Origin of the sequence: Modestobacter sp. VKM Ac-2982 (assembly GCF_026967935.1) — a bacterium.
Lineage (GTDB): Bacteria > Actinomycetota > Actinomycetes > Mycobacteriales > Geodermatophilaceae > Modestobacter.
Genome location: NZ_JAPVBL010000003.1, coordinates 590,695 through 616,431 on the forward strand (window position 1 = coordinate 590,695; position 25,737 = coordinate 616,431).

The 25,737-nt window shown below is 74.7% G+C and carries 25 protein-coding genes; 11 read left to right on the forward strand and 14 right to left on the reverse strand.

Going from position 1 to position 25,737, the window contains the following annotated elements:
* Nucleotides 1-86 precede the first annotated feature (86 nt).
* Complete coding sequence (locus tag O2W20_RS22805) at nucleotides 87-470, forward strand: cold-shock protein (protein ID WP_269172128.1); 384 nt, start codon at nucleotides 87-89, stop codon at nucleotides 468-470.
* A 31-nt stretch (nucleotides 471-501) separates the two neighbouring features.
* Here the strand turns inward: O2W20_RS22805 and O2W20_RS13430 are convergent, their stop codons facing one another.
* The gene (locus O2W20_RS13430) at nucleotides 502-1,011 is read right to left on the reverse strand and encodes a DUF2771 family protein (protein ID WP_269172127.1); all 510 of its coding nucleotides are present in this window, start codon (nucleotides 1,009-1,011) and stop codon (nucleotides 502-504) included.
* Between the two features lie 205 nt (nucleotides 1,012-1,216).
* Between O2W20_RS13430 and O2W20_RS13435 the strand changes: the two genes are divergently transcribed.
* Nucleotides 1,217-2,041, forward strand: coding sequence for a DUF3027 domain-containing protein (locus O2W20_RS13435; RefSeq protein WP_269172126.1), 825 nt, complete (start codon nucleotides 1,217-1,219; stop codon nucleotides 2,039-2,041).
* A gap of 96 nt (nucleotides 2,042-2,137) precedes the next feature.
* Here O2W20_RS13435 and O2W20_RS13440 read toward each other — a convergent pair whose 3' ends face one another.
* Nucleotides 2,138-2,347, reverse strand: a complete 210-nt coding sequence (locus O2W20_RS13440; RefSeq protein WP_269172125.1) for a DUF2530 domain-containing protein — start codon at nucleotides 2,345-2,347, stop codon at nucleotides 2,138-2,140.
* A gap of 163 nt (nucleotides 2,348-2,510) precedes the next feature.
* Here O2W20_RS13440 and O2W20_RS13445 point away from each other — a divergent pair, with 163 nt between their 5' ends.
* From O2W20_RS13445 to O2W20_RS13470, 6 genes are all read left to right on the forward strand, one after another.
* Complete coding sequence (locus O2W20_RS13445; RefSeq protein ID WP_269172124.1) at nucleotides 2,511-4,058, forward strand: NCS2 family permease; 1,548 nt, start codon at nucleotides 2,511-2,513, stop codon at nucleotides 4,056-4,058.
* A 57-nt stretch (nucleotides 4,059-4,115) separates the two neighbouring features.
* The gene (locus O2W20_RS13450) at nucleotides 4,116-4,550 is read left to right on the forward strand and encodes a MarR family winged helix-turn-helix transcriptional regulator (RefSeq protein WP_269172123.1); all 435 of its coding nucleotides are present in this window, start codon (nucleotides 4,116-4,118) and stop codon (nucleotides 4,548-4,550) included.
* Nucleotides 4,547-5,926, forward strand: coding sequence for an MFS transporter (locus tag O2W20_RS13455; RefSeq protein WP_269172122.1), 1,380 nt, complete (start codon nucleotides 4,547-4,549; stop codon nucleotides 5,924-5,926). The genes O2W20_RS13450 and O2W20_RS13455 overlap by 4 nt, the downstream gene beginning before the upstream one ends.
* 102 nt (nucleotides 5,927-6,028) lie before the next feature.
* Nucleotides 6,029-6,577, forward strand: a complete 549-nt coding sequence (locus tag O2W20_RS13460; protein WP_269172121.1) for a hypothetical protein — start codon at nucleotides 6,029-6,031, stop codon at nucleotides 6,575-6,577.
* Nucleotides 6,574-7,155, forward strand: coding sequence for an RNA 2',3'-cyclic phosphodiesterase (thpR, locus tag O2W20_RS13465; protein WP_269172638.1), 582 nt, complete (start codon nucleotides 6,574-6,576; stop codon nucleotides 7,153-7,155). The genes O2W20_RS13460 and thpR overlap by 4 nt, the downstream gene beginning before the upstream one ends.
* Nucleotides 7,156-7,210: 55 nt before the next feature.
* The gene (locus O2W20_RS13470; protein ID WP_269172120.1) at nucleotides 7,211-8,032 is read left to right on the forward strand and encodes an acyl-CoA thioesterase; all 822 of its coding nucleotides are present in this window, start codon (nucleotides 7,211-7,213) and stop codon (nucleotides 8,030-8,032) included.
* Between the two features lie 113 nt (nucleotides 8,033-8,145).
* On the opposite strand, the gene O2W20_RS13475 is transcribed toward O2W20_RS13470, so the two are convergent.
* The 8 genes from O2W20_RS13475 to O2W20_RS13510 all read right to left on the reverse strand — a co-directional run bounded on the left by O2W20_RS13475 (nucleotide 8,146) and on the right by O2W20_RS13510 (nucleotide 17,015).
* Nucleotides 8,146-10,833 (reverse strand): FtsX-like permease family protein, encoded by a 2,688-nt coding sequence (locus O2W20_RS13475; RefSeq protein WP_269172119.1) that lies wholly within the window; start codon nucleotides 10,831-10,833, stop codon nucleotides 8,146-8,148.
* The gene (locus O2W20_RS13480; protein WP_269172118.1) at nucleotides 10,830-11,516 is read right to left on the reverse strand and encodes an ABC transporter ATP-binding protein; all 687 of its coding nucleotides are present in this window, start codon (nucleotides 11,514-11,516) and stop codon (nucleotides 10,830-10,832) included. Before O2W20_RS13480 ends, O2W20_RS13475 begins: the two co-directional genes overlap by 4 nt.
* Nucleotides 11,513-12,244 (reverse strand): ABC transporter ATP-binding protein, encoded by a 732-nt coding sequence (locus O2W20_RS13485; protein ID WP_269172117.1) that lies wholly within the window; start codon nucleotides 12,242-12,244, stop codon nucleotides 11,513-11,515. The genes O2W20_RS13480 and O2W20_RS13485 overlap by 4 nt, the downstream gene beginning before the upstream one ends.
* 12 nt (nucleotides 12,245-12,256) lie before the next feature.
* Nucleotides 12,257-12,826, reverse strand: a complete 570-nt coding sequence (locus O2W20_RS13490; RefSeq protein ID WP_269172116.1) for a TetR/AcrR family transcriptional regulator — start codon at nucleotides 12,824-12,826, stop codon at nucleotides 12,257-12,259.
* A gap of 74 nt (nucleotides 12,827-12,900) precedes the next feature.
* Nucleotides 12,901-13,668, reverse strand: coding sequence for an ABC transporter permease (locus O2W20_RS13495; RefSeq protein ID WP_269172115.1), 768 nt, complete (start codon nucleotides 13,666-13,668; stop codon nucleotides 12,901-12,903).
* Nucleotides 13,665-14,384, reverse strand: a complete 720-nt coding sequence (locus O2W20_RS13500) for an ABC transporter ATP-binding protein (protein ID WP_269172114.1) — start codon at nucleotides 14,382-14,384, stop codon at nucleotides 13,665-13,667. Before O2W20_RS13500 ends, O2W20_RS13495 begins: the two co-directional genes overlap by 4 nt.
* 89 nt (nucleotides 14,385-14,473) lie before the next feature.
* Nucleotides 14,474-15,727: a sensor domain-containing diguanylate cyclase gene (locus O2W20_RS13505; RefSeq protein ID WP_269172113.1), complete on the reverse strand. Its 1,254-nt coding sequence runs from the start codon at nucleotides 15,725-15,727 to the stop codon at nucleotides 14,474-14,476.
* Nucleotides 15,728-16,049: 322 nt separating this feature from the next.
* The gene (locus tag O2W20_RS13510) at nucleotides 16,050-17,015 is read right to left on the reverse strand and encodes an NAD(P)/FAD-dependent oxidoreductase (protein ID WP_269172112.1); all 966 of its coding nucleotides are present in this window, start codon (nucleotides 17,013-17,015) and stop codon (nucleotides 16,050-16,052) included.
* Nucleotides 17,016-17,080: 65 nt separating this feature from the next.
* On the opposite strand from O2W20_RS13510, the gene O2W20_RS13515 reads away from it, so the two are divergent.
* Together O2W20_RS13515 and O2W20_RS13520 are read left to right on the forward strand one after the other, a co-directional pair.
* Nucleotides 17,081-17,890: a TrmH family RNA methyltransferase gene (locus O2W20_RS13515; RefSeq protein WP_269172111.1), complete on the forward strand. Its 810-nt coding sequence runs from the start codon at nucleotides 17,081-17,083 to the stop codon at nucleotides 17,888-17,890.
* A gap of 53 nt (nucleotides 17,891-17,943) precedes the next feature.
* The gene (locus tag O2W20_RS13520; protein WP_269172110.1) at nucleotides 17,944-18,141 is read left to right on the forward strand and encodes a hypothetical protein; all 198 of its coding nucleotides are present in this window, start codon (nucleotides 17,944-17,946) and stop codon (nucleotides 18,139-18,141) included.
* 22 nt (nucleotides 18,142-18,163) lie between these two features.
* Here the strand turns inward: O2W20_RS13520 and O2W20_RS13525 are convergent, their stop codons facing one another.
* From O2W20_RS13525 to sepH, 4 genes are all read right to left on the reverse strand, one after another.
* Nucleotides 18,164-18,637, reverse strand: a complete 474-nt coding sequence (locus O2W20_RS13525; RefSeq protein WP_269161514.1) for a general stress protein — start codon at nucleotides 18,635-18,637, stop codon at nucleotides 18,164-18,166.
* 230 nt (nucleotides 18,638-18,867) lie between these two features.
* Nucleotides 18,868-20,736, reverse strand: coding sequence for an ABC transporter ATP-binding protein (locus O2W20_RS13530; protein WP_269172109.1), 1,869 nt, complete (start codon nucleotides 20,734-20,736; stop codon nucleotides 18,868-18,870).
* The gene (locus O2W20_RS13535) at nucleotides 20,733-22,556 is read right to left on the reverse strand and encodes an ABC transporter ATP-binding protein (protein ID WP_269172108.1); all 1,824 of its coding nucleotides are present in this window, start codon (nucleotides 22,554-22,556) and stop codon (nucleotides 20,733-20,735) included. The genes O2W20_RS13530 and O2W20_RS13535 overlap by 4 nt, the downstream gene beginning before the upstream one ends.
* A gap of 69 nt (nucleotides 22,557-22,625) precedes the next feature.
* Nucleotides 22,626-23,603: a septation protein SepH gene (sepH, locus tag O2W20_RS13540; RefSeq protein WP_269172107.1), complete on the reverse strand. Its 978-nt coding sequence runs from the start codon at nucleotides 23,601-23,603 to the stop codon at nucleotides 22,626-22,628.
* Between the two features lie 287 nt (nucleotides 23,604-23,890).
* Here sepH and O2W20_RS13545 point away from each other — a divergent pair, with 287 nt between their 5' ends.
* Nucleotides 23,891-25,675 (forward strand): N-acetylglutaminylglutamine amidotransferase, encoded by a 1,785-nt coding sequence (locus O2W20_RS13545; protein ID WP_269172106.1) that lies wholly within the window; start codon nucleotides 23,891-23,893, stop codon nucleotides 25,673-25,675.
* The last annotated feature ends 62 nt before the right edge of the window (nucleotides 25,676-25,737 follow it).

The window sequence follows — 25,737 nt, forward strand, 5'->3', positions numbered from 1 at the left end:
GCTAACCTGGGAGACGTGCAGCCCACCGTGGCTGACGCCACCGGCCGCGACGGCCGGGACCCGGAACGACTGACTGAGGGATCGACGTGCCCAGCGGCAAGGTGAAGTGGTTCAACCCGGAGAAGGGCTTCGGCTTCCTCGCACACGACGGCGGGCCCGACGTGTTCGTGCACAAGGACGCGCTCCCCGCCGGCACCACCGAGCTCAAGCCCGGCCAGCGCGTGGAGTTCGGCATCGTCCAGGGCCGCCGGGGTGACCAGGCGCTGCAGGTCCAGGTGCTCGACCCGCTGCCGTCCGCGGTCGCCGGCACCCGCAAGAAGCCCGACGACATGGTGCCGATCCTCGAGGACCTGATCAAGCTGCTGGACGACGTCTCGGAGGGCATGCGGCACGGGCGTCACCCCGACAAGCCGACGGCCCACAAGGTCGCCGCGGTGCTCCGCGCGGTCGCCGCCGACCTGGACGCCTGACGAGGGACCCCCGCCACTCGCAGCGGGGCCGTCAGCCGGCCGGGCTGGTGGTCGTCCCGGCGACACCGTCGGCGCGGATGAACCCCACCGGCCAGGCACCGGACAGCCCCGAGCAGGCGTCGGGGTCGGAGTCCTCCACGACCACCAGGTAGTAGGTCGGGGGCACGACGTCGGAGGTGCTGATCTCGTCGAACACGGTGGTGCCCGCGGGCACGTCGATCTCGCCGATCCGCTCCTCGAGCTGCTGGTCGAACACCTGGACGCTCCAGCCGGCGTCGGCCACCACGTCGGGCACCTGCAGCACGATCTCGGTGTCCGGCGCGACCTCCACGTACGTGGGCTCGGTCCGGTAGCGCTGGCCCTCCCCGTCCAGGCAGTACTGGGTCGGGTCGACGGTGATCTCCTCCCCTCCGGCCTGCACGGTGATCGAGGGGACGGGTTCGCCACCGCCGGCGGCGGTTCCGCCGGAGTCCCCGCACCCGGCGAGCAGCAGCACCCCGCTCAGCAGTGCCGTCCCCGATGCTCGTCCTGCGCCGTTCACGTCGTTGCCTCCTGATCGGCGGTGCGGATGACCCGGCGGTGCGCTCTCGACCCGGTGTCCCCGGCCGCCTCGTGCCGACCGCAGCCGCCGTCGGGCGTGCGGGGCGGGGGAGTCGGGCACGCGCCCATGGTGCCGCAGCCGCCTGTGCGCCCGGCGGGGCGGAAGGACCTCCCTGGCCGGGACGGCCTTGCCGTCATCGGCGACAATGGGGGACGTGTCCGACTCAGTTCCCACCGCCGCGTCCCCTGGCCCCTCTCCCGACGAGGTGCTGGCCGCTGCGGTCGAGCAGGCGCGGGCCGCTGCGGTCGAGGTGGCCGGTGACCCGGCGGCGGTCGGTGAGCACCTGGGGGTGACCCCGGAGGCGCTGGCCGAGGAGGCCGACCCGGCCGCGCTCGGCGTCGTCGGCACGCACTCCTTCGCCGCCACCCTCCCCGGCTACGCGGGGTGGCACTGGGCCGTGACGCTGGCCGCGGTGCCCGGCGCTGAGGAGGTCACCCTCGACGAGGTCGTGCTGCTCCCGGGCGACTCGGCGCTGCTCGCACCGGCCTGGGTGCCGTGGCACGAGCGGCTGCGCCCCGGGGACCTGTCGGTGGGCGACGTGCTGCCCTCCACCGAGGACGACGCCCGACTGGTGCCCGCGTACCTGGCCGACGACGACTCCGCCGAGGACCCGGCCGGCCGCATCGTCGCCGAGGAGCTGGGCATCGGCCGGGAGCGGGTGCTCTCTCCGGAGGGGCGCATCGAGGCCGCGCAGCGCTGGCGCGACGGGGACTTCGGGCCGCGCTCGTCGATGGCCCGGCACGCACCCGGTCCGTGCGCGACCTGTGGCTTCTACCTGCCGCTGGCCGGCTCGCTCCGCCTGTCGCTCGGCGCGTGCAGCAACGCCTACTCCCCGGCCGACGGGCACGTCGTCACCGCCGACCACGGCTGCGGTGCGCACAGCCAGGCCAGCCTGGAGCGCACCGACGGCGAGCCGGTCGAGTTCATCCCCACGGCCCGCTACGACACCGCGGACTTCGACGTCATCTGAGCGCGGCGCGTTGCACGCTCTTCGTGCGCTGTGCACGCGCTGCGGCGCGTGCACAGCGTCCACTCGGCGTGCACAGCGGAGAGCAGCGCCGCGGTGTCAGCGCTGGCCCTGCCAGCGCATGATCAACAGGCCGAGGCCGGGCAGCACGACACCGGCCACGCAGGTCCAGGTCCAGACCGGGTCCACCCGGTCGCCGAGCAGGAGCAGCACCACCAGGGCGATCGCCCACAGGGCGGTACCGGCCAGGACCACCCGCACCGTGTCGACCTGCAGGGGCGGGGGCGAGGGCCGGGTCGGAGCGGGCACGCCCCGACCCTAGGCCGCTGCGCCGCAGGTCGGGACGGTGGTCCGCCCGACGCGCCCGAGCGGTGTGGCACGCTGTCGCCGCTCGATGCCACCGCACCGGGCGGCCTGCGGGGACGTCGACCCCGCCGGAGCCGTGCCGGTCGCCGTCCCCGGGGGTCCACCCATGCCCGACAAGTCACGCAACCGTGCCCGCAAGGTCGTCGGCGGCACCGGTGCGACCGCGTTCGGCGGGGCGCCGGCCGGGACGCCCGCCGAGGTCGTGACCGGCCCGCGGCGCAGCCCCGGGCCGAAGGTGCGCCCCAAGAACGGGCTGGACCGGTACTTCTCGATCACCGAGCGCCGGTCCACGGTCGGCCGTGAGGTGCGCGGTGGGTTCACGACGTTCTTCGCGATGGCGTACATCGTCGTCCTGAACCCGATCATCCTGTCCGGCGCGGACGTGAACGGGAACACCCTGCCGTTCGCCTCGGTCGCCGCCGTCACCGCCTTCGTCGCCGGTGTGCTGACCATCGCGATGGGCATCGTCGGCCGCTACCCGTTCGCGCTGGCCACCGGCCTGGGCATCAACGCGATCGTCGCCGTCTACGCGGCCACCCAGCTCACCTGGCCCGAGGTGATGGGGCTGGTCGTGCTCGAGGGCCTGCTCATCACCGTGCTGGTGCTCACCGGCTTGCGGAAGGCGGTGTTCGAGGCGATCCCGCCCCAGCTGAAGATCGCCATCGCGGTCGGCATCGGCTTCTTCCTGACCATCATCGGGCTGTCCGACGCCGGGATCATCCGGCCCGGGGCGCCACTGATCAGCTTCGGTGTCGGTGGCCAGCTGGCGGGGTGGCCGATGCTCACCTTCGTCGTCGGCCTGCTGCTCACCAGCGTGCTGGTCGTCCGCAAGGTCCGGGGCGGCCTGCTCCTGGGCATCGTGATCACGACGGTGTTCGCAATCGTCGTCGAGGCGATCGCCGACGTCGGACCGCGCGTGGGCCCGGACGGCAACGAGCTGGACCCGCGTGGCTGGGCGCTGCAGGTGCCGTCGTGGCCCGATGACTGGTTCGGCCTGCCCGACCTGTCGCTGATCGGCAACTTCTCGCTGTTCGGCGGCTTCGAGCGGATCGGCGTCCTCGCCGCCCTCCTCATCGTCTTCTCGATCATGATCGCGGACTTCTTCGACACCGTCGGCACCGTGACGGCGGTGGGTGCCGAGGGTGACCTGCTGGACGAGAACCGCAACCTGCCCCGCTCCCAGCCGGTCCTGCTGGTCGACTCGCTGGCCGCTGCCGCCGGCGGTGCCTCCAGCATCTCCTCGAACACCACCTACATCGAGAGCGCCGCCGGCGTCGGGGACGGCGCCCGCACCGGCCTGGCCAGCGTCGTCACCGGTGTCGTCTTCCTGGTGGCCGCGTTCTTCACCCCGCTGGTGCAGGTGGTGCCCTCCGAGGCGGCGGCGCCGGTGCTGGTGATCGTGGGCGCCATGCTGATCAGCCAGATCCGCGACCTCTCCTGGGACGACATGTCGCTGGTCATCCCGGCGTTCCTGACGATCGCGCTGATGCCGTTCACCTACTCGATCACCAACGGCATCGGCGCCGGGGTGGTCAGCTTCGTGCTCCTGCGGCTGGCGGTCGGCCGCCGCCGTGACGTGCACCCGCTCATGTGGGTGGTGGCCGCCGTCTTCGTCGTCTACTTCGCGCTCGACCCGATCCAGCAGCTGCTCTGAGGGGGGTCCCGTCGTACTTCCTTAGGCAGGCTTTCTACTCCGGTTAAGGTGGAAGACGTGGCTCGGACGACGCTGGACACCGCAGCGCTCGCCCACGACCTGCGGCTGGCGGTCATGCGGTTCTCCCGGCGGCTGCGGAACCAGCGGGTGGACACCTCGGTGACGCTGACCCACCTCGCCGCCCTGTCGACCCTCAAGCGGCACGGCGCGATGAGCCCGGGCGAGCTGGCGGCGCACGAGCGGGTGCAGCCGCCGTCGATGACCCGGGTGGTCGTCGCGCTGGAGTCCCGGGGCCTGGTCACCCGCACCCCGCACCCCACCGACGGCCGGCAGGTGGTCATCGACCTGACCGCAGCGGCCGAGGAGCTGCTGAACGAGGAGGTCCGGGCCCGCGAGGCGTGGCTGGCCGGTCGGCTCCAGGAGCTGTCGGCCGAGGACCGCGACGTGCTGCGCGAGGCTGCGGTGATCATGGAGAAGCTCGCCAGTGGGTGACCTCGACGGCTCCTGATCCCGCCCCCCGCGCCGGGATGTTCCGGGCGTTGCGCGTCCGCAACTTCCGGCTCTACGTCTCGGCCAACCTGGTCAGCCAGACCGGGACCTGGATGCAGCGCATCGGCCAGGACTGGCTGGTGCTGCAGCTGTCCGGGGACAGCGGTGTCGCGCTGGGCATCACCACCGCCCTGCAGTTCGGGCCGACGCTCTTCTTCAGCTTCTACGGCGGGGTGCTGGCGGACCGGTACGACAAGCGTCGGGTGCTGATGCTCACCCAGGCGGTCATGGGCGTGCTCGCCCTGGGGCTGGGCCTGCTGGTCGCCACCGACTCGATCGCGCTGTGGCACGTCTACCTGCTGGCCCTGGGGCTGGGCGTGGTCTCCTCCCTCGACGTCCCGGTGCGCCAGTCGTTCGTCTCGGAGATGGTCGGCTCGGACCTGCTGGCCAACGCGGTCAGCCTCAACTCCACGGTGTTCAACGGTGCCCGGCTGGTGGGGCCCGCGGTGGCCGGGGCGCTGATCGCGGTCTCGGGCGGGGACACCGCCCCGGCGTTCCTGGTCAACGCCGCCACGTTCGCCTGCACCATCGCCTCGCTGGCCGCGATGCGGGTCGGGGAGCTGAGCCGCAGCACCCCGGTCGCCCGCTCGCGCGGGCAGCTGCGGGAGACGCTGGTCTACACCCGGCAGCACCCGGACCTGCAGCTGGCGATGCTGTTGGCCTTCGTCGTGGGCACCTTCGGCTTCAACTCCCAGATCACCATCGCGCTGATGGCCCGCGAGGTCTTCGACCTGGGCGCCGGCGCGTTCGGGCTGCTCTCCACCACCTTCGCCGTCGGCTCCCTGTCCGGTGCGCTGCTGTCGACCCGGCGCAGCACCCGGCCGCTGCAGCGGTTCCTCATCGTCTCCGCGGTCGCCTTCGGGCTGTTGCTGATCGTGAGCGGGCTGATGGGCAACTACTACGCCTTCGCCGTCGCCCTCGTCCCGACCGGTGCTGCGGCGCTGGTCTTCAGCGTGGCCTGCAACAGCTTCGTGCAGCTGGGGGTGGAGCCGCAGATGCGCGGCCGGGTGCTGGCGCTCTACTTCATGTGCTTCATGGGCGGGACGCCGGTCGGTGCGCCGCTGATCGGCTGGATCTCCGAGCGCTTCGGCGCGCCCTGGGGCTTCATCGGCGGCGGCCTGGTCGTCGTGGTGGTGGCGGCTGCGGCCGGTGCGGTGCTCTCCCGGGGCCGCCAGGTGCGGCTGGAGCTGCACGTCCGGCCGCCGAGCATGCAGCTGCACGTCGCGGCCGCCACGACGCCGACCCGCGCCGCCGGGCTGGCCGCACTGGCCGACGAGCAGGTGCCGGGGGGACCGGCCGCGCGCGATCAGCCGCACTGAGGACCTCACGCTGTGCTCATGGCGCATGAGCACTCAGTGCGCGACGCGGTTGCGCACAGCGTTCGCATTGTCACAGCGGGATGTGCGACGTACCGTCGGCCCGTGCCCGAGGGAGGGTCTGTCTCCGCGGAAGTAGGGGCGTCGTTGCTGCAGTTGGGTGGCACCGTCGCCCTCTTGGTCGTGGGCGTGGCCCTGCTCGTCCTGCTGCTCCGCTGGGCGACGGGCCAGCTGCAGGCCGACCTCGCGGCCCGCCGCCGTGCCCGGACCGTCACCGAGTCCGTCGATCGCCCACCGGCCCCCCTCCCGTCTGCGCTCCCGCCCCGCCGCCGCCCCACCGGTTCCCATCCCGCCGGACGTCGCGTGCCGCGCGACACGACCGCGACCGGGTCGGTCGACCGGCCGCGCCGGCCGCTGGAACGGGTCGCGGCCGACCTGCGCCGGCTCGCCCGCGAACTCGCCATGGTCCCGGGGGGCATGCCGATGGAGCGGCGCCGTGGCCTGCTGGCCGCCTACGACGACCTGCTCGTGGAAGCCGCCGTGCTGCTCGAGGTGCCCCAGCAGCTGACCACCGTGCCCCCGGAGGTCCGTGAGCTCGAGCGGATCCGGCTGCTCGGGGACCTGGAGGCCGCCGGGCTGGTGGTGACCGGCTGACCGAGTCGGCACCCCGGCCCTCCTCGGCCGGCCGGCTCTTCCTCGCCGTCGACCCGCCGGCTGCGGCCACGGCTGATCTGGACCGGGCGCTCCGGCCACTGCGGTTCGCCCCCGGCGCGCCCCGCTGGACGCCGACCTCCCGGTGGCACCTGACCCTGGTGTTCCTCGGCGAGGTGCCGGCCCCGCTGCTGGCGCCCCTGCGCGTGGCGGTCACCCCGGCGGTCGCCGGCACGCCGCCGCTGTCCCTGCAGCTGGCCGGTGCCGGCCGGTTCGGGTCACGCCGTCGTCCTGCGGTGTGCTGGGCCGGGCTGGCCGGCGACGTGCCGGAGCTGACCGCGCTCGCCGGACGGCTGGCCGCCGCTGCTCGCAGCGTCGGTCTGACCGTCGAGGACCGGCCGTTCCGGGCCCACCTGACCGTGGGGCGGTGGCGACCCGGGCAGCCGGCCGACGGCGACCTGCCCGAACGGCTCGCCGGGTACCGGGGACCGATCTGGCCGGTGCCCGAGGTGGTGCTGTGGCGCAGCCGCCTCGGGCCCGAGCCGCGCTACGAGCGGGTGGCCGCCTGGCCCGTCGGCTGAGCCGACGGTGGACAGACGTCCCGCTCCCGGTGGGACGGCTGGCAGGCTGTCCGTCGTGCCGCAGACCGATCACCGCTCCGCCTTCGACACCGCGACCGCCGTCGCCCGGACCGAGGGGGGCGGCCTGACCGCCGAGCTGGACCCGGGGTGGGACGTCGGTGGCGGGATCCTGAACGGCGGGTACCTGCTCGCCGTCGCCGCGCGGGCGGCGGTGCTCGAGTCGCCGCACGCCCACCCGGTCGCCCTGTCGGCCAGCTACCTGCACGCCGCCGCGGCCGGACCGGCGGCGCTGACCGTCACCCCGGGCCCGGCCGGGCGGACGCTGGCCCACTCGGCCGTGGTGCTGGCCGACGCCGCCGGGCCCGCGGTGACCGTCCAGGCGACGACGGCGACGCTCACGGCCGACGCCGCGACCTTCTCCTCGCCGATGCCGGCCGCGACCCCCGTGCAGGACTGCGTCTCCATCGCCGAGAACGCGCACCTGGCGCCGTCATCGGTGTCGGTGCCGGGGCTCACCCAGCGGGTCGACGTCCGGCTGGACCCGCTGACCGCCGGCTGGGCGCTGGGGCAGCCGGCCGAGGAGCCGATGATGCGGGCCTGGCTGCGCTTCGCCGACGGCCGCGAGCCGGACCCGCTGGCGCTGGTGACCTTCGCCGACGCGCTGCCGCCGACCTCCTGGGCGATGGGGGTGTTCGGCTGGGCGCCCACGGTGCAGCTGCAGGTGCTCGTCCGCGCGCTCCCGGCACCGGGCTGGTGCCTGGTCGAGGCGCGGGCGAACGAGATCGCCGGCGGCTGGCTGGACGAGGACTACCGGATCTGGGACTCCACCGGCCGGCTGGTCGCGCAGAGCCGCCAGCTCGCCCGCGCGCCGCGCTGACGTTGATCAGGTGACCTGATCCAACGCTGTCCCCCCGCAGCAATGCTGGTGCGGGGGGACAGTCGGTGATCAGGTGACCTGATCACTGCTGGGCGGGTGGGGGTGGACGGGGCTCACGCGTCCTCGCGGAGCACGCTCGCCGGGTCGGCCCGGTCGGCGGCCCGCTGGGCGTACAGCGCCGCGAGCCCGGCGACGACGACGGTGGCCACCGCCGTCCCGGCGATCGCCGACCAGGGGACGTCCAGCAGCGGCGTGGGCGGGCGCACCAGGTCGACGTCCAGCCGGCGGTACACCAGCGCCACCGCCCCGGCGGCCAGCAGCGTCCCGAGCAGCAACCCGGCGACCGCGACCCCGACCAGCTCGACGAGCAGCGAGCGCAGGTGCGCGCCTCGGGAGAGCCCCAGCCGGCGGGCCATCACGTAGCCGGAGACGCGGCTGCGCGAACGGGCCTCCAGGTACAGCAACAACCCGCCGACGGCGATCACCCCGACGAAGACGGCGAGCGCGGAGAGGTAGCCGAAGGTCCAGGTGATGCCCAGGAAGTTCGCGCTCTCCTGCACCCCGCCGGGGGTCAGCACCCGGATGTTCTGCCCGCCGGCGTCGGTCAGGGCGTCGATCCCGGCACCGAGGTCGCCGTTGGTCCACAGCTCGGCGGCGGGCGCGGCGCCGGCGTTGCGGGAGATCTCCGGCAGCCGGTCGGCCGCGACGAGCACGACCGGGTCGCCGCTGCGGCGTCCGGGGAGGACCCGGGCCGTGGCGGTCACCTCGGCCGGCACCGCGGTGGTGCCCAGCCGGAGGTCGGGGTCGCCGGCAGGGAGCCCGGCGGCGACCACCGGCAGCCGCCCGTCGACCTCCGGGCCGGTCAGCGCGGTCAGCAGCTCGGCGAGCGGGCGGTCGGCGAAGGAGTCGTCCCAGAAGGCGGTGTCGGCGAAGTCGTCGGGGTCGACGGCCAGCACCTGGACGTCCGTCCGCCCGTCGTCGCCGGCCACGGCGCTGCCGTCGTAGCGGACGACGTAGGTGCCGGCCGCCTCGAGCGCCGGGGTCACCTCGAACCGGGTGACCGTGGTGGCCGCCGCGGCGGCGCCGATCTGCACCCCGACCTTGGCGTCCAGGGTGGTCTGCGAGCTGGCGGTCAGCGTCGCGGTGTAGCCCAGCACGGCGACCGGGAGGGTGACCGCGACCAGCAGAGTGGCGGTGGCCAGCCGGGCCGCGGAGAGCCGGTTGAGTGCGAGGAAGACGGCGGGTGGGCGCCGGCCGGCCCAGCGGCGCAACCGGGGCAGCGACGCGGTGACTCCCCGGCCGAGCAGGACGGCGGCGCCGGCGATCGCCAGCAGCGGGAAGGCGACCAGCAGCCCGTTGACCTGGGCCACGTAGGCCACGCTGACCACCGCGTCGCGCGACTGCAGCAGCAGCCAGCACCACGCGGCGCCGAGGAGCAGGGCCAGCTCCCACGGCACCCGGGCCGGCCACCGCGGCGCAGCCCCGAGCGGTCGCTCCGCGGTGCCGCGGGCCCGCAGCCCGGCCACGGCCGAGGCGGCGCCCAGGCCGACCACGAAGGCGGCGACCCCGGCCCAGGCGGCGGCGGAGGTGGCCGAGGGGTCGAGGTCGTCGGAGGGGCCGAGGCCGGTGATCAGCACCCGGGACGCCGCCCAGCCCAAGGCCGCCCCGGCCAGCGCGGGCAGGCCCAGCTCCAGCGCCGCCTTGCCGGCCAGCGGCACCGGGCCGACCCCGCGGGCGGCGAGCAGCCGCACCTCGGTGGCCCGCCGGTCGGCCCAGAAGCTGCCGGCAGAGGCGACCAGCACGAGGGCGAGCAGAGCCCCGGCCACGGCAACCGGGACGACCGGACCGCGCAGCCCGGACTCGATCAGCCCGGCACGTTCCAGCACGTCGGGCAGCCGGTCGTTGGGCACGGCGATCGCGCGGACACCCGGCGCGAACTCCGACGCCAGGCCACTGGCTGCGACGATCCGTTCCTGGGTCTCCCGCTGATCGCGTACGTCGCTGACCGACAGCGAGGAGGCGTCCACCGGTACCTGCTGGAGCCGGGTCGCCCCGCCGGCCGCGGCAGTGGCGAGCCGGTAGAAGGTGCTCTCGTCGGTGACCAGGAGCATCGCCGGCGGGGCGCGGTTCGCGGAGGCCTCGTTGGAGAACAGCAGCCGGTAGTCGCACCAGTAGGGGTCGTCGGGGTTGGCGACGGCCAGGTCCTGGTAGATCCCGGCGACCGGTGCCTGCTGGGTGCCGAAGGCGAGCTGGTCCCCGATCGCGAGGCCGTCCTGCTCGGCGACGCTCGCCGGCACCCAGACCCCTGATCCGTTGCCGGCCTCGACCACCTCGACGTTGTCCAGCGCGGCCGGCCGGTGGAAGAGGGTGACCGGCTGCGACAGGGCAGCGCCGTCCGGTCCGCGGACCAGGGCCCCCGGGGAACCCGGGGACGACGAGCCGATGGCAGCGGTGGCCAGCACCGGTTCGGCCTCGAGCCCGGCGTCCGCCCAGGCCTGCAGCAGCGACTCGTCGAGCTCCGGCCGGCTGCTGCCGTCCCCGCCGTCCAGCGGCTGGAGCTGCTCGTCCACGAGAGCCGACTGGACGCCGGTCTGCGGGCGGGCCACCTCGTCGCAGCGCTGGGAGAGCTGCTGCTGCAGCGCCGCGGAGCGGGCGGAGGAGAGGAACAGCGGGGCGGAGGCGACCGCGCAGGCCAGGATCGCCGAGGTCACCAGCACGGCGATGACCGCGGCCGGCTGCCGCAGCCCGAGCCAGGGCGCCCGGGTCCACGGTGTCAGGCGCCACAGCGGTGGCCGGCTCACGACGGGAGCCCCTCGGTGACCACGCCGTCGCGCATGGACAGCACCCGGTCGGCGCGGGCCCAGGCGATCTCGTCGTGGGTGGCGATGAGCACCGCCGACCCCTCGCGGGCCGCGTCGGTGACGGCGTCGAGCAGCCGGTCGGCGTGGCCGCGGTCCTGGTGCGCGGTGGGCTCGTCGGCCAGCAGCACCGCCGGGCGCAGTAGCAGCGCGCGGGCGACGGCGACCCGCTGCTGCTCGCCCAGGGAGGCCTGGTGCGGGTAGCGGTCGGCGAGGTGCTCGACCCCGAAGGCGGTCAGCAGCGACCTGGCGCGGGCCTCCTCGGCGGCGAGGGTGCCGCTCAGCCGGGCGGGCAGCAGGACGTTGTCGGCCAGGCTGAGGTCGGCGACCAGCCCGAGCGCCTGGGGCACCAGCGCCAGGTCCCGCCAGCCGAAGCCCTCGGGACGGCGTCCGGCGAGCGGGCCGAGGTACGCGAGCTCGCCCTCGTCGGCGGTCTCCCAGCCGCACAGCAGCGCGAGCAGGGTGCTCTTCCCGGACCCGGAGGGGCCGACCAGGGCGACGAACTCCCCGGAGCCGACCTCCAGGCCGACCCCAGCCAGCGCCGACACGGTCTCCGCGCCACGCCGGAACCGCTTGACCAGCCCCGTGCCGGTGAACCCACCGGCCGGCTGCAGCCGCGCGTTCACGAGGCGACCAGCCGGCCGTGGTCCAGCCGGACGAAGCCGTCGGCGATCGCCATCACCCGCGGGTCGTGCGAGGAGATGACGAACCCGACCCCGGCCGCGGCGAGGTCCTCCATCGCCACGAGGACCCGCTCGGCGGCTGCGGTGTCCAGCTCGGCCGTGGGCTCGTCGGCGACGACCAGCGCCGGGTCCCCGACGACGCCGCAGGCCACCGCCAGGCGCTGCTGCTCCCCGCCGGACAGCTGCGCGGGGTGGTGGTCGCCGCGTCCGCCCAGCCCCAGCCGGTCGAGCAGGGCACGAGCCTCGGCCGCGGTGACCGGGGCTCCGCGCAGCGATGCGGCCAGCCGGATCTGGGCCACCGCGTCCAGGTAGGGCAGCAGGTTCTCCCCGGGGCGCTGGAAGAGGTAGGCGACCTGTCGCTGCCGCAGCGCCCGGCGGGCCCGGGCACCCAGCCGGTCGACCCGCTGGCCGGCGATGAGCACCTCCCCGGCGTCGGGGGAGTCGATGCAGGCCAGCAGCCGCAGCAGCGAGGACTTGCCCGAACCCGAGGGGCCGACGACCACGGTCACCTGCGCGCGGGGGATGTCCACGGTGACGTCGTCCAGCGCGGTCACCGACTCCGTCGCCGTCCGGTAGGTCTTCCGGACCCGCCGGCAGAGGGCGGCCGGTGGCGCGTCCGGCGCGGTGGAGAGCCGGTCCGAGCCGGCGGAGGAACCGTCGTCGCTGTTCATCGACGCGAGAGCCTAGGTGGTGGGTGCAACGACCCCGGGGAGGTCGACGTCACCGGTCAGGTACCGCTGGACCGTGGGCCCGACGGCGGCCACCAGCTCCTCCGCCGACGCCGACGCCAGCGGCTCGACCCGCAGCACGTAGCGCGCCATCACCACCCCGATCAGCTGGGAGGCGACCAGGGAGCCCCGCGCCTCGCCCTCGGCGCGGGGCAGTCCCAGCGTGCCGACCACCCGGCGCAGCACCTGGGAGACCAGGAACTCCCGGAGCAGGCGCGCGGTCCACTCGTTGGTGACCGCGGACCGCACCAGGGCGAGCCCCGCCGCCCGGCCGGGGCCGTCCCACACCTGCAGCAGCAGCCGGACGACGCTGGCGCCGAGGTCCGCCGGCCCGCCGGCCAGCAGCTCGGGCAGCAGCTCCTCGGGGTCGGCCGGGGCCTCGATGGCGGCGAGGAAGAGCTTGTCCTTGCTGCCGAAGTAGTGGTGCACCAGCGCCGGGTCGACCCCCGCCGCCGTGGCGATCACCCGGATCGAGGCGCCGTCGAACCCGCGCTCGGCGAAGGCGGCCCGGGCTGCGGCGAGCACCGCCTCCCGGGTGTCGGGGTTGCCCGGACGACGTCCGGTCGGGCGGGTGCGCCGTGGTCGTGCTGCCGGGTCGCTCAGCTGGTCCTCCTCCGCAGGGTGGCCGCGGCCAGCCCCAGGGCCAGCAGCGTCGCGCCGGCCACCACACCGACGTCGACCCACATGGTGCCCGTCGCCTCCGGGGAGGCGCCCACCTCCTGGAGGGCCGCCACGGCGTAGCTCAGCGGCAGGACGTCGCTGACCGCCTGCAGCCAGCCGGCCAGCTGGTCCCGCGGCACCAGCAGCCCGCAGAGGAAGAACTGGGGGAGGACGACGACCGGCATGAGCTGCACGGCCTGGAACTCGCTGCGGGCGAACGCGCTGGCCAGCAGCCCGAGCGCCACGCCCAGGGCGGCGTCGACGACGGCGATGAGCACGACCAGGGACAGAGACCCGGTGACGTCCAGGTCGTAGACCGTGGTCGCGATCGTCACGGTGACCACCGCCTGCGCGGCGGCGGCCAGACCGAAGGCCAGGCCGTAGCCGAGCAGCAGGTCCAGCCGGGAGAGCGGGGTGGTGAGCAGCCGCTCCAGCGTGCCGGAGGTGCGCTCCCGCAGCATCGCGATGCTCGTGACCAGGAACATGACCACGAACGGGAAGACCCCGAGCATGGTGAGCCCGACCCGGTCGAAGGTGTCCGGCTGCCCGGGCGCGGTGGGCACGTCGGCCCACAGCAGGTACAGCAGCCCGAGCAGGGCACTGGGCAGCACCAGCAGCATCGCCACCGTCCGGTGGTCGTGCCGGAGCTGGCGGAGCACCCGGCCGGCGGTGGCGGAGGTGAGCCGGGGAGAGACCGCGGTGGTCATGCCGTCGCCTCCTCGGTGGCGCGGACCAGGGAGAGGAAGGCCTGCTCCAGGTCGTCGGTGCCGGTCCGGGCGCGCAGCTCGGCCGGGGTGGAGTCGCTGAGCAGCCGCCCGTCGCGCAGCAGGAGCAACCGGTCGCAGCGACCGGCCTCGTCCATCACGTGGCTGGAGACGACCAACGTCGTGCCGGCCGCGGCCAGGGCGTGGAACCGGCTCCACAGCTCGACCCGCAGCACCGGGTCCAGCCCGACCGTGGGCTCGTCGAGCACCAGCAGCTCCGGCTCGCCGACCAGGGCGCAGGCCAGCGACGCCCGGCCCCGCTGGCCGCCGGAGAGGTCACCGACCAGCTGGCCGGCCGCCTCGGCCAGCCCGACGTCGGCGATCGCCGCATCGGCGGCCGCTGCACCTCTGCCGTACAGCGCAGCGAAGTGGCGGGCGTTCTCCCGCACGGTGAGGTCGCCGTAGACGCTGGGCGCCTGGGTGACGTACCCGACCCGGGAGCGCAGCGCGGCCGAGCCGGCCGGGTGGCCGAGCACGGTCACGGTGCCCGACCGGATCCGCTGGGCCCCGACCAGGGCGCGCAGCAGGGTGCTCTTGCCGCTCCCGCTGGGCCCGAGCAGACCGGTGACCTGCCCGGAGGGGACCGAGCACCCCACCTCGTGCAGGACCGGCCGGGCACCGCGGTGCACGACGAGATCGGTGACGGTGACGGCGTCCACGACGGCCTCCGAACAACTCAACGAGTGATGAACTCAACGCTAGATGAGTTGTCCGCCGAGGACAAGACCGGGACCGGCGGCAGAGGGGGTCAGGTGTGGCCGAGCTCGGTGAGCAGCCGGCGCCTGCGGTCGTGCTGGTCGGTGGAGAGGTCGTACAGCTCGACGCCGCTCCGACGCGCTTTGGCCACGTACATGGCGACGTCGGCCTGGCGGAGCAGGGCGCCGATCTCCGTCGGGGCGTCGCCGGAGACGGCCACGCCGATGCTGGCGCCGACGTCCAGTTCGAGCTCGTCGACCGGGAACGGCGTGCAGAGGGCGTCGCGCAGCCGGCGCGCCGCACCGCACGCGTCCTGATCCGTCGCCCCCGGCAGGAGCACGGCGAACTCGTCCCCGCCGAGCCGGGCGAGCAGGTCGACGTCCCTCAGGAGGGGCTGCAGTCGCGCTCCGACCTGGGCGAGCAGGCGGTCACCGGAGCTGTGCCCGAGGGTGTCGTTGACCTCCTTGAACCGGTCCAGGTCGATCAGCAGCACGGCGAGCGGGGTCAGGTCGGCCAGCAACTCGGCCCCGCGGGCGAGCAGTGCCGCCCGGTTCGGCAGGCCGGTCAGCCCGTCGTGCGTGGCCTGGAACGCGAGCCGGCGCTGGAGTTCCAGCCGTTCGGTCACGTCCCGCGCGGTCAGCAGCAGCCCGCCGATGACGGGGTCGTCGCGCCGGTCCGAGGAGCTGACCTCCAGGTGCCGCCAGCCGCCGTCCCGGTGCAGGGCCTGGACGAGGAAGACCTGGGACGGGGCCGCGGCGTTGGTGATCGGCGCACCGTCGGCGGTGAAGAGGTCGGCGTCCTCCAGGTGCACCAGTTCGTGCACCTGCCGGCCCAGCAGCTCCTCGCGTGACCAGCCCAGCACGTCGGAGACCGAGTCGGAGACGAAGGAGATGGAGCCGCTCGGGGTGAGCAGCGCCAGGACGTCGTTGGTGGCCTGCACCACGGAGCGGAAGCGGCGCTCCCGGTCCAGGGCTGCCAGCAGGGAGTTGAAGGCCGCCGCGGTGGTGCCCAGGTCGTCCGTCGAGCCCACCGGGAGAGCCAGCGCGGCTGCCGGCAGGGCCGGGCCCTGGGCAGTGCCCACCGGGTTGCCGACCGCGTCGGCGACGTCGGCGATCCGGTCGGCCAGCAGTCGCAGCCGGCTGCCGATGACCTGCCGGGCCAGCAGCCAGTTGGCCGCGCCGAGCACCAGCCCGGCGGCGAGGCACGCGGCGCGGAACGTCGAGTCGGCGGCATACCGGGCAGGCACGCCCAGCAGCTCGGCGAACAGCGGGAAGACGGCGCCGACGGCGATCCCCAGGAGGGCCATCCCGGCAGCGAGGCGGCCGAACGCCGACCACCGGGCAAGGGTGTCCCCCCGACCTGTCGTCCGCTGCGGCGCCATGCCACCAGGTCGGCAGCGGAGAGCGGCGGCTGCACCCCCGGGGGGGCGTCCTCCCTCGGGTGGGGGAGGGGCGGGCTCAGGCACCGACGTCCAGCACGGCGATCAGCAGCAGCGGCACGATCGACCACGATGCCAGCACCCGCAAGCCCCTGGCGGCGACGATGCGCCTGCGCGAGACCTCCGCCGTCACCGCGCGAGCGGGTGCAGGTCCGCCACCCGCATGCCCGGGGGAGGGTCGGCGGGCCGGTCAGGCGGTCGCGTCGGCCAGGGCGTGGCCGAGGGCGTCCCCGGAACGCCAGGCGCTCTCCACCTTCGACGGTGCCGCCCACCCGTCGCCGCACAGCCCGACGCCGTCGACCAGGGCGAACGGCGCCTCCCGCGGGGCGGTCGGCTTCGCGAACGTCCAGCGGTGGACGTGCGTCCACTCCGGCTCGCCCGACAGGCCGAGCAGGGCGCGGACCGCGGCGAGGACCGCGGGGGCGGCCCGCTCGGGTTCGGCCAGGTGCTCGGCGGCGAAGGCGGGCGTCGTGTGGGCGACCAGCACGGGAGCGCCGTCCCCGCGCCGGTCGCCGTCGTCGGCGACCCAGTCCAGGACCGGGGAGTCGTGCACGAAGGCCCCGTGCAGGTCGGCCGGCCAGCTCCGCTCGGGGAAGCCGATGGCCACCGCGAGCGTGGGCTGCCACTCGGCGTCCTGCAGGCTCCCGGCGATCGCCGCCCCCGGGTCCAGCAGCCGGGCCGCCTGCGGGTCGGGCATCGCGAGCACGACGGCGGCGGCCGGGTCCCCGTCCACCGTCGGGCCCCCGCCGACGCCGACGCGGGCGACCGCTCGATCCAGCTGCACGTCCAGGCCCTCGGCGAGGTCGACGACCAGGCCGCGGAGGCCACCCGCGGTGCCGTACCGCAGCGGGCCGGACGTCGTCCGCTCGATGCCGTCCGGTCCGGCGACCGCGAACGTGTCGGTCCACGGCCGGGCCAGGCCGCGGTCCACCCACCCGGCGACGACCCGCGCGAACCCGTCGTCCTCGCCCACGGTGAAGTAGGAGGCGCCCAGGTCGACGGCGCGGCCGTGCAGGGTGCGGCCGCCCATCCGGCCACCGAGCCGGCGGCCCCGGTCCAGGACCTGCACCGGCAGCCCCCGGTCGGCCAGGCCCCGGGCGCAGGCGATCCCGGCGATGCCGCCGCCGACGACGGTCGTGGTGTCCGCGGTGTTCACCCGGTCGATCCTGCTGGCCCCCACCGGATCGTGCGCGTCGGGGGTCGCCGGGGATGATCGTCGGCGTGCCCGTCCCCCCTGTGCTGATCACCGACCCGGCCGACGAGCGGGTGGCCGACTTCCGCGACCTGGTCGCCGGCGACCGCAAGCCCGGCACCGAACGCGGCACCGGACCGGTGATCGTGGAGGGGGTGCCGGCGGTCCAGCGGCTGCTCGCCTCGGACTACCCGGTGCGCAGCGTCTTCGGCATCCCCGGCCGGGTGGCCGACCTGCAGCTCCCCGACGACGTGCCGGCCTACGAGGCCGACCGGTGGGTGCTCTCCGACGTCATCGGCTTCCGGCTGACCCGCGGGGTGCTCGCCTCCGCCGACCGGCTGCCGCCCGCCGACTTGGACGCCCTGCTGGCCGGCCCCGATCCGGCCGCACCGCGCCGGCTGGCGGTGCTGGAGGGGCTGAACGACCACGAGAACATCGGGTCGATCGCCCGGTCGGCGATGGCCCTCGGGGTCGACGGCCTGCTGCTGGACCCCACCTGCGCCGACCCGCTCTACCGGCGGTGCGTGCGGGTGTCGATGGGGCACGTGCTGTCGTTGCCGATCGCGGTCCTGGGCGACTGGCCCACCGACCTGGACCGGCTGCACGCCGCCGGCTACCTCACGGTGGCGTTGACCCCGGCGCCCAACGCCGTCGACCTGGGCGACGTCGACCTCGCCGCCCACCCGCGCACCGCCGTCCTGCTCGGCGCCGAGGGCCCCGGGCTCACCGACGCGGCGAAGGCGGCCGCCCGGGTACGCGCCCGGATCCCGATGCGCGCCGGGGTGGACTCCCTCGGGGTGGCCGCCGCCGCGGCGGTCGCCTTCGCCACGCTGCGCTGACCTCGCGCGGCGGGGCGCTCGCGCTGCGGCGTTCCGGCCCCTACCGTTCCGCCATGACGTTCTGGATCGTGACCGGGGCCCTGCTGGTGGCGCTGCTCGCCGCGATGGCCCTGATGGACCGCCGGGCGAAGGCCCGCGGTGCCCGGTTGTCCGGCGACATCACGGGCGGGCTGCGCGGCGCCTCCGTGCACGGGAACGTCGACGCCTACCGCGGTGCGGACGGCCAGGGGCAGCGCACCGGCGGCATGTGAAGCCGACGGTGCGCCCGCTGCCTCAGCCGCGCAGGGAGAGCTTGGCGAGCTCGGCGCGGGCCTGCTCGGCGTGCTGCGGCGCGCACATCACGTCATAGCGGCTGGCCACCACCTTGCTGGTGCTGGTGAAGTCACGCTGACCGCGGCTGGTCGAGTAGCCGACCGCCCCGAAGACCGCGCCGAAGACCAGCCCGATCAGCAGGCCGGTGAGCACCGAGCCGATCCAGCCGCCGCCGTCCGCGGCGAAGATGCCCAGCAGCAGACCCACGAAGAGCCCGAACCACGCGCCGCTGGCCGCGCCGGCGGCGATCGCCCGGCCCCAGCTGAGCCGGCCGGTGACCCGCTCGACCATCCGCAGGTCGGTGCCGATGATCGTCACGTTCTCGACGGGGAACTTCTCGTCGGAGAGGAAGTCCACCGCCCGCTGGGCCTCCTGGTAGTCGTCGTAGGACCCGACCTGGACGCCGCCGAGCGGCATGGACACCGAAGCTGACATGTCTGTCTCCGTTCCGCGCCGGCCTGCTGGCGGAGGCCGGACGTTCCGGCCACCCCTCGCACCCCTCAGGACGACGACCGGCTCACTACCCGGAACGATCACCCGCGACGCCCTGTTCCTCCGGCCCTCTCCGGGTCCCGCCGCGAGCTTGCTCGTGGTGGGTCAGGCCCTGTCCAGAGGCTCGCCCCGAGCGTGCGAGGGGTGAGGAGGACGGGGTCCTTCCCCCTTCATCAGACGAGGCTGTCGGCCCAGGCGCGGTGCAGGTCGGCGAACCGGCCGGCACTGCCCACGAGCTCGGCGGGGGAGCCGTCCTCGACGACCCGGCCGGCCTCCATCACCAGCACCCGGTCGGCGATCTCCACCGTGGACAGCCGGTGGGCGATGATCAGCGCCGTCCGGTCGGCCAGCAGCGTCTGCAGCGCACGCTGCACCAGCACCTCGCTGGGCACGTCGAGGGAACTGGTGGCCTCGTCGAGCACCAGCACCGCGGGGTCGGCGAGGAACGCCCGGGCGAAGCTGACCAGCTGGCGCTGACCGGCCGACAGTCGGCCGCCCCGCTTGGCGACCTCGGTGTCGTAGCCCTCCGGCAGCGCCCGGATGAAGGCGTCGGCCCCGATCGCCCGGGCCGCCGCCTCGATCTCGGCCCGGGTGGCGTCCGGCTTGCCGAAGGAGATGTTGTCGGCGATCGACCCGGAGAACAGGAAGCTCTCCTGGGTCACCATCACCACCGCCCGGCGCAGGTCGGTATCGGCGAGCCGGTCCAGCGGGACGCCGTCCAGCCGCACCTGCCCGGCGCCCGGGTCGTAGAACCGGGCGGCCAGCCGGGCCAGGGTGGACTTGCCCGCGCCGGTCGCCCCCACGAGCGCGACGGTCTGTCCGGCCGGGATCGCCAGGTCCAGCTGCGGGAGCACGGTCGCGCCGCCGTAGCCGAACCGGACGCCGTCGAAGGTGACCTCCCCGGCGGTGGGCGAGGGCAGCGGCAGCGGATCGGTGGGCTCCGGCACGCTGGAGCGCTCCTCCAGGACGCCGGACAGCTTCTCCAGCGCCGCACTCGCCGACTGGTAGCTGTTGTAGAACATCGCGATGTCCTGCAGCGGGTCGAAGAAGCGGCGCAGGTAGACCAGGAACGACAGCAGGAAGCCGACCTCCAGGTCGCCGTCCATCACCCGCAGCGCGCCGTAGCCGAGCACCGCGACGGTGACCAGGTTGCCGATCAGGGTCACCGTCGGCACGAAGACGGCGATCAACCAGAAGGCACGGTGGTGGGCCTCCCGGTTGGCCTCGTTCAGCTCGGCGTGCAGGCCGTCGTTGCGCGGCTCCCGGCGGAACGCCTGGACCGCCCGGATGCCGCCGAAGGTCTCGGTGAACTGCACGATCAGCGCGGCGATGGTCTGCCGGGTGCGCCGGTAGGCGACCGTGGAGCTGCGCTGGAACCAGCGGCCGACGAGGTAGAGCGCCGGGAGGCCGAGCAGTGCGACCAGGCCCAGGGGCAGGTCGAGCACCAGCATCAGGACGCCGATGGACACCACGCTGAACAGGGCGGTGAGCAGGCCGTCCAGCCCCTCGTCCAGCAGCTCGGCGAGCGCCTCGACGTCGCTGGTGAGCCGGCTGATCGTCTTGCCCGAGGTGTACCGCTCGTGGAAGGACAGCGGCAGGCCCTGGACATGGGTGAACACCCGCCGCCGCAGGGTGAGCAGCACCGCCTGGCCGACCCGCCCGGAGCCGATGAGGAACCGGTAGCGCAGTGCGGCGTCCAGCACGGCTGCGGCGACCATGGCCGCCGTCGTCCAGACCAGCGGCCACGGATCGCCGTCCAGCAGCGCCGGGACGGCGACGTCGATGCCGATCCCGATCAGCAGCGGGCCGGCCAGCCAGGCCAGGTTCTGCACGACGATCACGGCCAGCAGCTGCCACAGCGTCCGCCGGTGCGGACGCAGCAGCTCGCCGAGCAGCCGCCGGGAGCGGCCGCGGAGGAACGAGCTGGCCGAGGTGTCCAGGTCGTCGGCGTCCTCGCCGGCCACGCCCCGCCAGTCGGCGTGCGCATCGGCCGGTGCGCCGGTGGTGGTGGTCACGGCTGCGCCGGTGCCCGGGGTGGTCATGGGCAGCCCACCCCGCTCAGGTCCGTGCGGCTCCGGTCGGCGTCGATCGCCCCCGCCAGCTCCGACTCCGAGGAGAGCAGCGCCCGGTAGGCGGGCACCTGCGCGAGCAGGTCGGTGTGCCGCCCGACGGCGGTGATCCGGCCCTCCTCCAGCAGGGCCACCCGGTCGGCGAGCAGCACCGTGGAGGCCCGGTGGGCGACCACCAGCGCCGTCGTCTCAGCGAGGACCTCCCGCAGCGCACGCTCGACGAGGGCCTCGGTGTGGACGTCGAGGGCGGACAGCGGGTCGTCGAGCACCAGCACCGAGGGCCGGCCGAGCACCGCCCGGGCCAGCGCCAGCCGCTGCCGTTGCCCGCCGGACAGCGACAGGCCCTGCTCGCCGATCCGGGTGTCCAGGCCCCAAGGCAGCTCGTGCACGAAGTCGGCCTGGGCCACCCGCAGCGCCTCGGCCACGTCCGCGTCCCCGGCGTCCGGCCGGCCCAGCGTGACGTTCTCCCGGACGCTCATCGAGAACAGCGTCGCCTCCTCGAACGCCGTGGCCACCACCGTGCGCAGCTGGGCCAGCGGGAGGTCGCGGACGTCGTGGCCGTCGAGGGTGACCCGCCCGCCGGTGACGTCGTAGAGCCGGGCGACCAGCGCGGTCATCGTCGTCTTGCCCGACCCGGTGGCGCCGACCAGCGCGATCGTCTCGCCGGGTTCGACCTCGAGGTCGACGTCGGTCAGCACCGGGTCGCCGGCGCCTGGGAAGCGGAAGCCGACGTGCTCGAAGCGCAACCGGGCCGGTGTGCCCACCGCCGCCGGCCGGGCGCCGGGGGAGTCGGTGACGGTCAGCGGGGCGTCGAGCAGCTCGCCGATCCGGTCGCAGGCGCTGGCCGTCTCCTGGGCCTGGGCGAGCAGGAAGCCCAGGGAGAGGATCGGCCACAGCAGCACGGTGAACAGCGCGACGAAGCCGATCAGCCCGCCGACGGTCAGGGCACCGCTGCTGACCGCCAGCGAGCCGCCCACCAGGATCACCGCCAGCGTGATCTGCGGCTGGAACTCGAACAGGCACCAGATCAACGCCAGGGTGCGGACCTTGCCCAGCTCCATGTCGCGCAGCCGCAGGGCCTTGCGGTCGTAGCGGCCGAAGACCATCCCGCTGCGGCCGAGTGACTTGACCACCCGGATGCCCTGGACGGCCTCCTCCACGTCGGTGGCCAGCTCGCCCTGCTCGTCCTGCACCAGCCGGGACTCGGCGTTGTACCGCTTCTCCAGTCGCAGTCCGAAGAAGACCAGCGGCAGGGTCGTGGCCAGCACCGCGACGCCCAGCGGCCAGTAGGTGACCACCAGCAGCACGCCGACGACGACGCAGGTGAGCAGGTTGACGATCAGGAAGACGGCGCCGAAGCCGACGAAGCGCCGGATGGTGGAGACGTCGGAGGTCGCCCGGGACAGCAGCTGACCGGAGGACCAGTGGTCGTGGAAGGCGACCGGCAGCCGCTGCAGCCGCTGGTACAGGGTGTCGCGGAGGTCGCGCTCGATCTGCAGGCTGCTGATGTTCATCGCCCAGCGGCGCAGGAAGAACAGGGCAGCCTCGGCGACGCCGAAGAGCAGCGCCAGGGCGAGCAGCGGGACCAGTGCGGACCGGTCGCCGCGGGCGATCGGCCCCTCGACGATGGCCGGCGTCAGCAGGGGGACGGCCAGCTGGGCGAGGGTGCCGAGCAGGGCGCCGGTGAAGGTGAGCGCGATGAGCCCGCGGTAGGGGCGGGCGAAGGGCAGCAGCCGGGTGAGCGCGGAGAGCCGGCCCCGGGTGTCGTCGGCGGCGGCGGCGGTCTCGGTCATGGCCGGGTCAGGCTATGCCGGGGCACCGACGGGGACGAACGGATTACGGACCGGGTCGGGCCGCTGGGCTCAGCGGTTCCGGCGGACCCCGAAGACGATGTCCTCCCAGGCGGGGATGCGGGCGCGCGGGTCCTCGGTCTCGCCGTCGAGCAAGCTGCCCAGCACCGCGGTGTCCTGGTTGTCGGGGTCGACGGCGTCGTAGGCGCTCCGACGCGGCGGCCCGTCGGCCGGGCGCTCCTCGCCGGGGAGGGCGACGTCGTCGTCGGGCACCTCGTCGACGGGGAGCGGGTCCGCGGTGACCGCCGCCTGCGCCTCGTCGTCGTGCTCCCCGGCGCCGTCCTCGGCCGCCCCGGCGTCGGCGTGTGCCTCGACCTCGCCGTCCTCCTCGTCATGCAGCACCGAGATCCCCCGGCGGGTGACCGGCGCGGCGGGCAGGCCGGCCGGCACGTCGGGGACCACCCGGACCAGGCGGGTGCCCTCGGCGAAGTCCATCGTCGTGGCGTCGACCGGGGTCACGGTGCGGGCGGGCAGGTCGTAGCTCCAGCGGGTGCTGCCGGACTTGGCGCCGGCCTCCCAGTCCGCCTGCACCTGCCAGGTGCCGTCCTCCGCGCGGTGGGCGTCCCAGCGGACGGCCTCCAGGTCGGCGCCGAGCAGCCGCAGCCGCTCCGACATGAACTGCTCCAGGGGCACGCTGGGGGTGCCCTCGGACAGCCGCACCCGGGCGCCGCGGGCCTGCTCGGCGACCCGGGCGCGCTCCTGCAGCACCGGGTGGGCGAAGCGCATGATCCGCTCGACCCGGGTGCCGGAGGCGTGCGCCACCTGCTCGGGGGTCTCGCCGGCCCGGATCCGGGCCTGGATGACCCGCGGGGGCAGGTCGTGGGCCACCTCGGCCGGCGCCTGGGGCGCAGCGCCGGCACGCAGCAGCTGCCGCAGCCGGTCGTCCACGGGGAGCTCGAAGTGCTCGCCGTCGGTGGAGTCGGGCGCGTCCGCGGCGAGCACCAGGTGCGCGCCGTCCTCGGAGAGCGCCACGAGGCGCAGTGAGCGCATGGGAGCGACCTCCAGGAGGGTTCGGCGCGGTTCGCAGACCGACGCAACGCTAACGGCGCACCCGCGGGCCCGCGCCGCCGACACGCCCGGTACGGCGCGTCGGCTCGACAGCGGCGCCCGAGACCTCCTCGCGTTCACCGGGAGGCCCGGTCGCCGGGCCTCGCCGCAACGACCAGAATGGACGCTCCGGCAGCCGGCGGACCTGCTCGGCCACGTGCCGAGCGGACGGCGGGACAGCGAACCGGCGCAGCGCGGCGCCGCACCACAGGAACAGGGGAGGGGCGCACGTGTGCGGCATCTCGGGTGAGGTCCGGTTCGACGGAGACGTCGCCGACATGGCGGCGGTCAGCGCCATGTGCGACCAGCTCCAGCGACGGGGGCCGGACGGCTCCGGCGGCTGGCAGGCCGGGCCGGTGGCGCTCGGGCACCGGCGGCTGAAGATCATCGACCTCACCGACGCCGGCGCCCAGCCGATGGTCGACGCGGAGCTCGGGCTGACGATGGTCTTCAACGGGATCATCTACAACTACAAGGAGCTGCGCGCCGAGCTGCAGGGCGCCGGCTACCGCTTCTTCTCCACCTCCGACACCGAGGTGGTGCTCAAGGCCTACCACCGGTGGGGTGCGGCCTGCGTCGAGCGGTTCCTGGGGATGTTCGCCTTCGCCGTCGTCGAGCGGGACTCCGGCCGGGTGGTCCTGGCCCGCGACCGCTTCGGGATCAAGCCGCTGTACCTCAGCCGCGGGCCGGGCCGGGTGCGGTTCGCCTCCTCGCTGCCCGCGCTGGTGCGCGCCGGGGGCGTGGACACCAGCATCGACCCGGTCGCGCTGCACCACTACATGTCCTTCCACGCCGTCGTCCCGGCGCCACGGACGATCCTGGCCGGGGTGGGCAAGCTGCCGCCGGCCACGGTGCGCACCTACGAGGCCGACGGCCGCGAGTCCGACTGGGAGTACTGGCGCCCGGTGCACGAGCGGCGGGCCGAGTTCGCCGGCCTGGACGCGGTCGAGTGGCAGGAGCGGGTGCTGGAGCAGCTGCGCGTGGCCGTGCGCCGGCGGATGGTCGCCGACGTCCCGGTGGGCGTGCTGCTGTCCGGGGGCATCGACTCGAGCCTCGTCGTCGGGTTGCTGGCCGAGGAGGGGCAGAAGGGGCTGGCCACGTTCTCCATCGGCTTCGAGGCCGTGGGGGAGCGGTCCGGTGACGAGTTCGCGTACTCCGACGTCGTCGCGGAGACCTTCGGCACCGACCACCACCGGCTGATGGTGCCCAGCGCCGACGTGCACGCCGGTCTCGACGGCGCGGTCGCGGCGATGAGCGAGCCGCAGGTCAGCCACGACGCGGTCGCCTTCTACCTGCTCTCCCAGCAGGTCAGCCAGCACGTCAAGGTGGTGCAGAGCGGGCAGGGCGCCGACGAGGTGCTGGCCGGCTACGACTGGTACCCGCCGCTGGAGGGCGTCCCAGCAGAGGAGGCCGTCGACGCCTACGCGCGGGTCTTCGTCGACCGGTCGCACGCCGAGCTGGCCACCCAGCTCAGTGACCGCTGGGTGGTGACCGACGACGTCAGCCGGGCGCTGATCGCCGAGCACTTCGCCCGGCCGGGGGCGGAGACCACGCTGGACAAGGCGCTGCGGCTGGACTCGACGATCATGCTGGTCGACGACCCGGTCAAGCGGGTCGACAACATGACGATGGCCTGGGGCCTGGAGGCCCGCGTGCCGTTCCTGGACCACGAGTTCGTGGAACTGGCCGCCGCCGTCCCGCCGGAGCTCAAGCTGGCCCACGGTGGGAAGGGCGTGCTCAAGGACGCCGCCCGTGCGGTCATCCCCGCCGACGTGATCGACCGGCCCAAGGGCTACTTCCCGGTGCCGGCGATCACCGACCTGCACGGTGACTACCTGGAGACGGTGCGCGCGGCGCTGCGCGCACCGGAGGCACGCGAACGCGGCCTGTTCCGCACCGACTACGTGGAACGGCTGCTCGCGGACCCGAACGGCCACCGCACCACGCTGGGTGCCAACCAGCTGTGGCAGGTCGGGCTGCTGGAGCTGTGGCTGCAGCGGCACGGCATCCGCTGACCTGAGGTGGCCGCGCTCACGGCGCGGCGTGGAACAGCGCCACGGGGGCATCTGCTGCACTC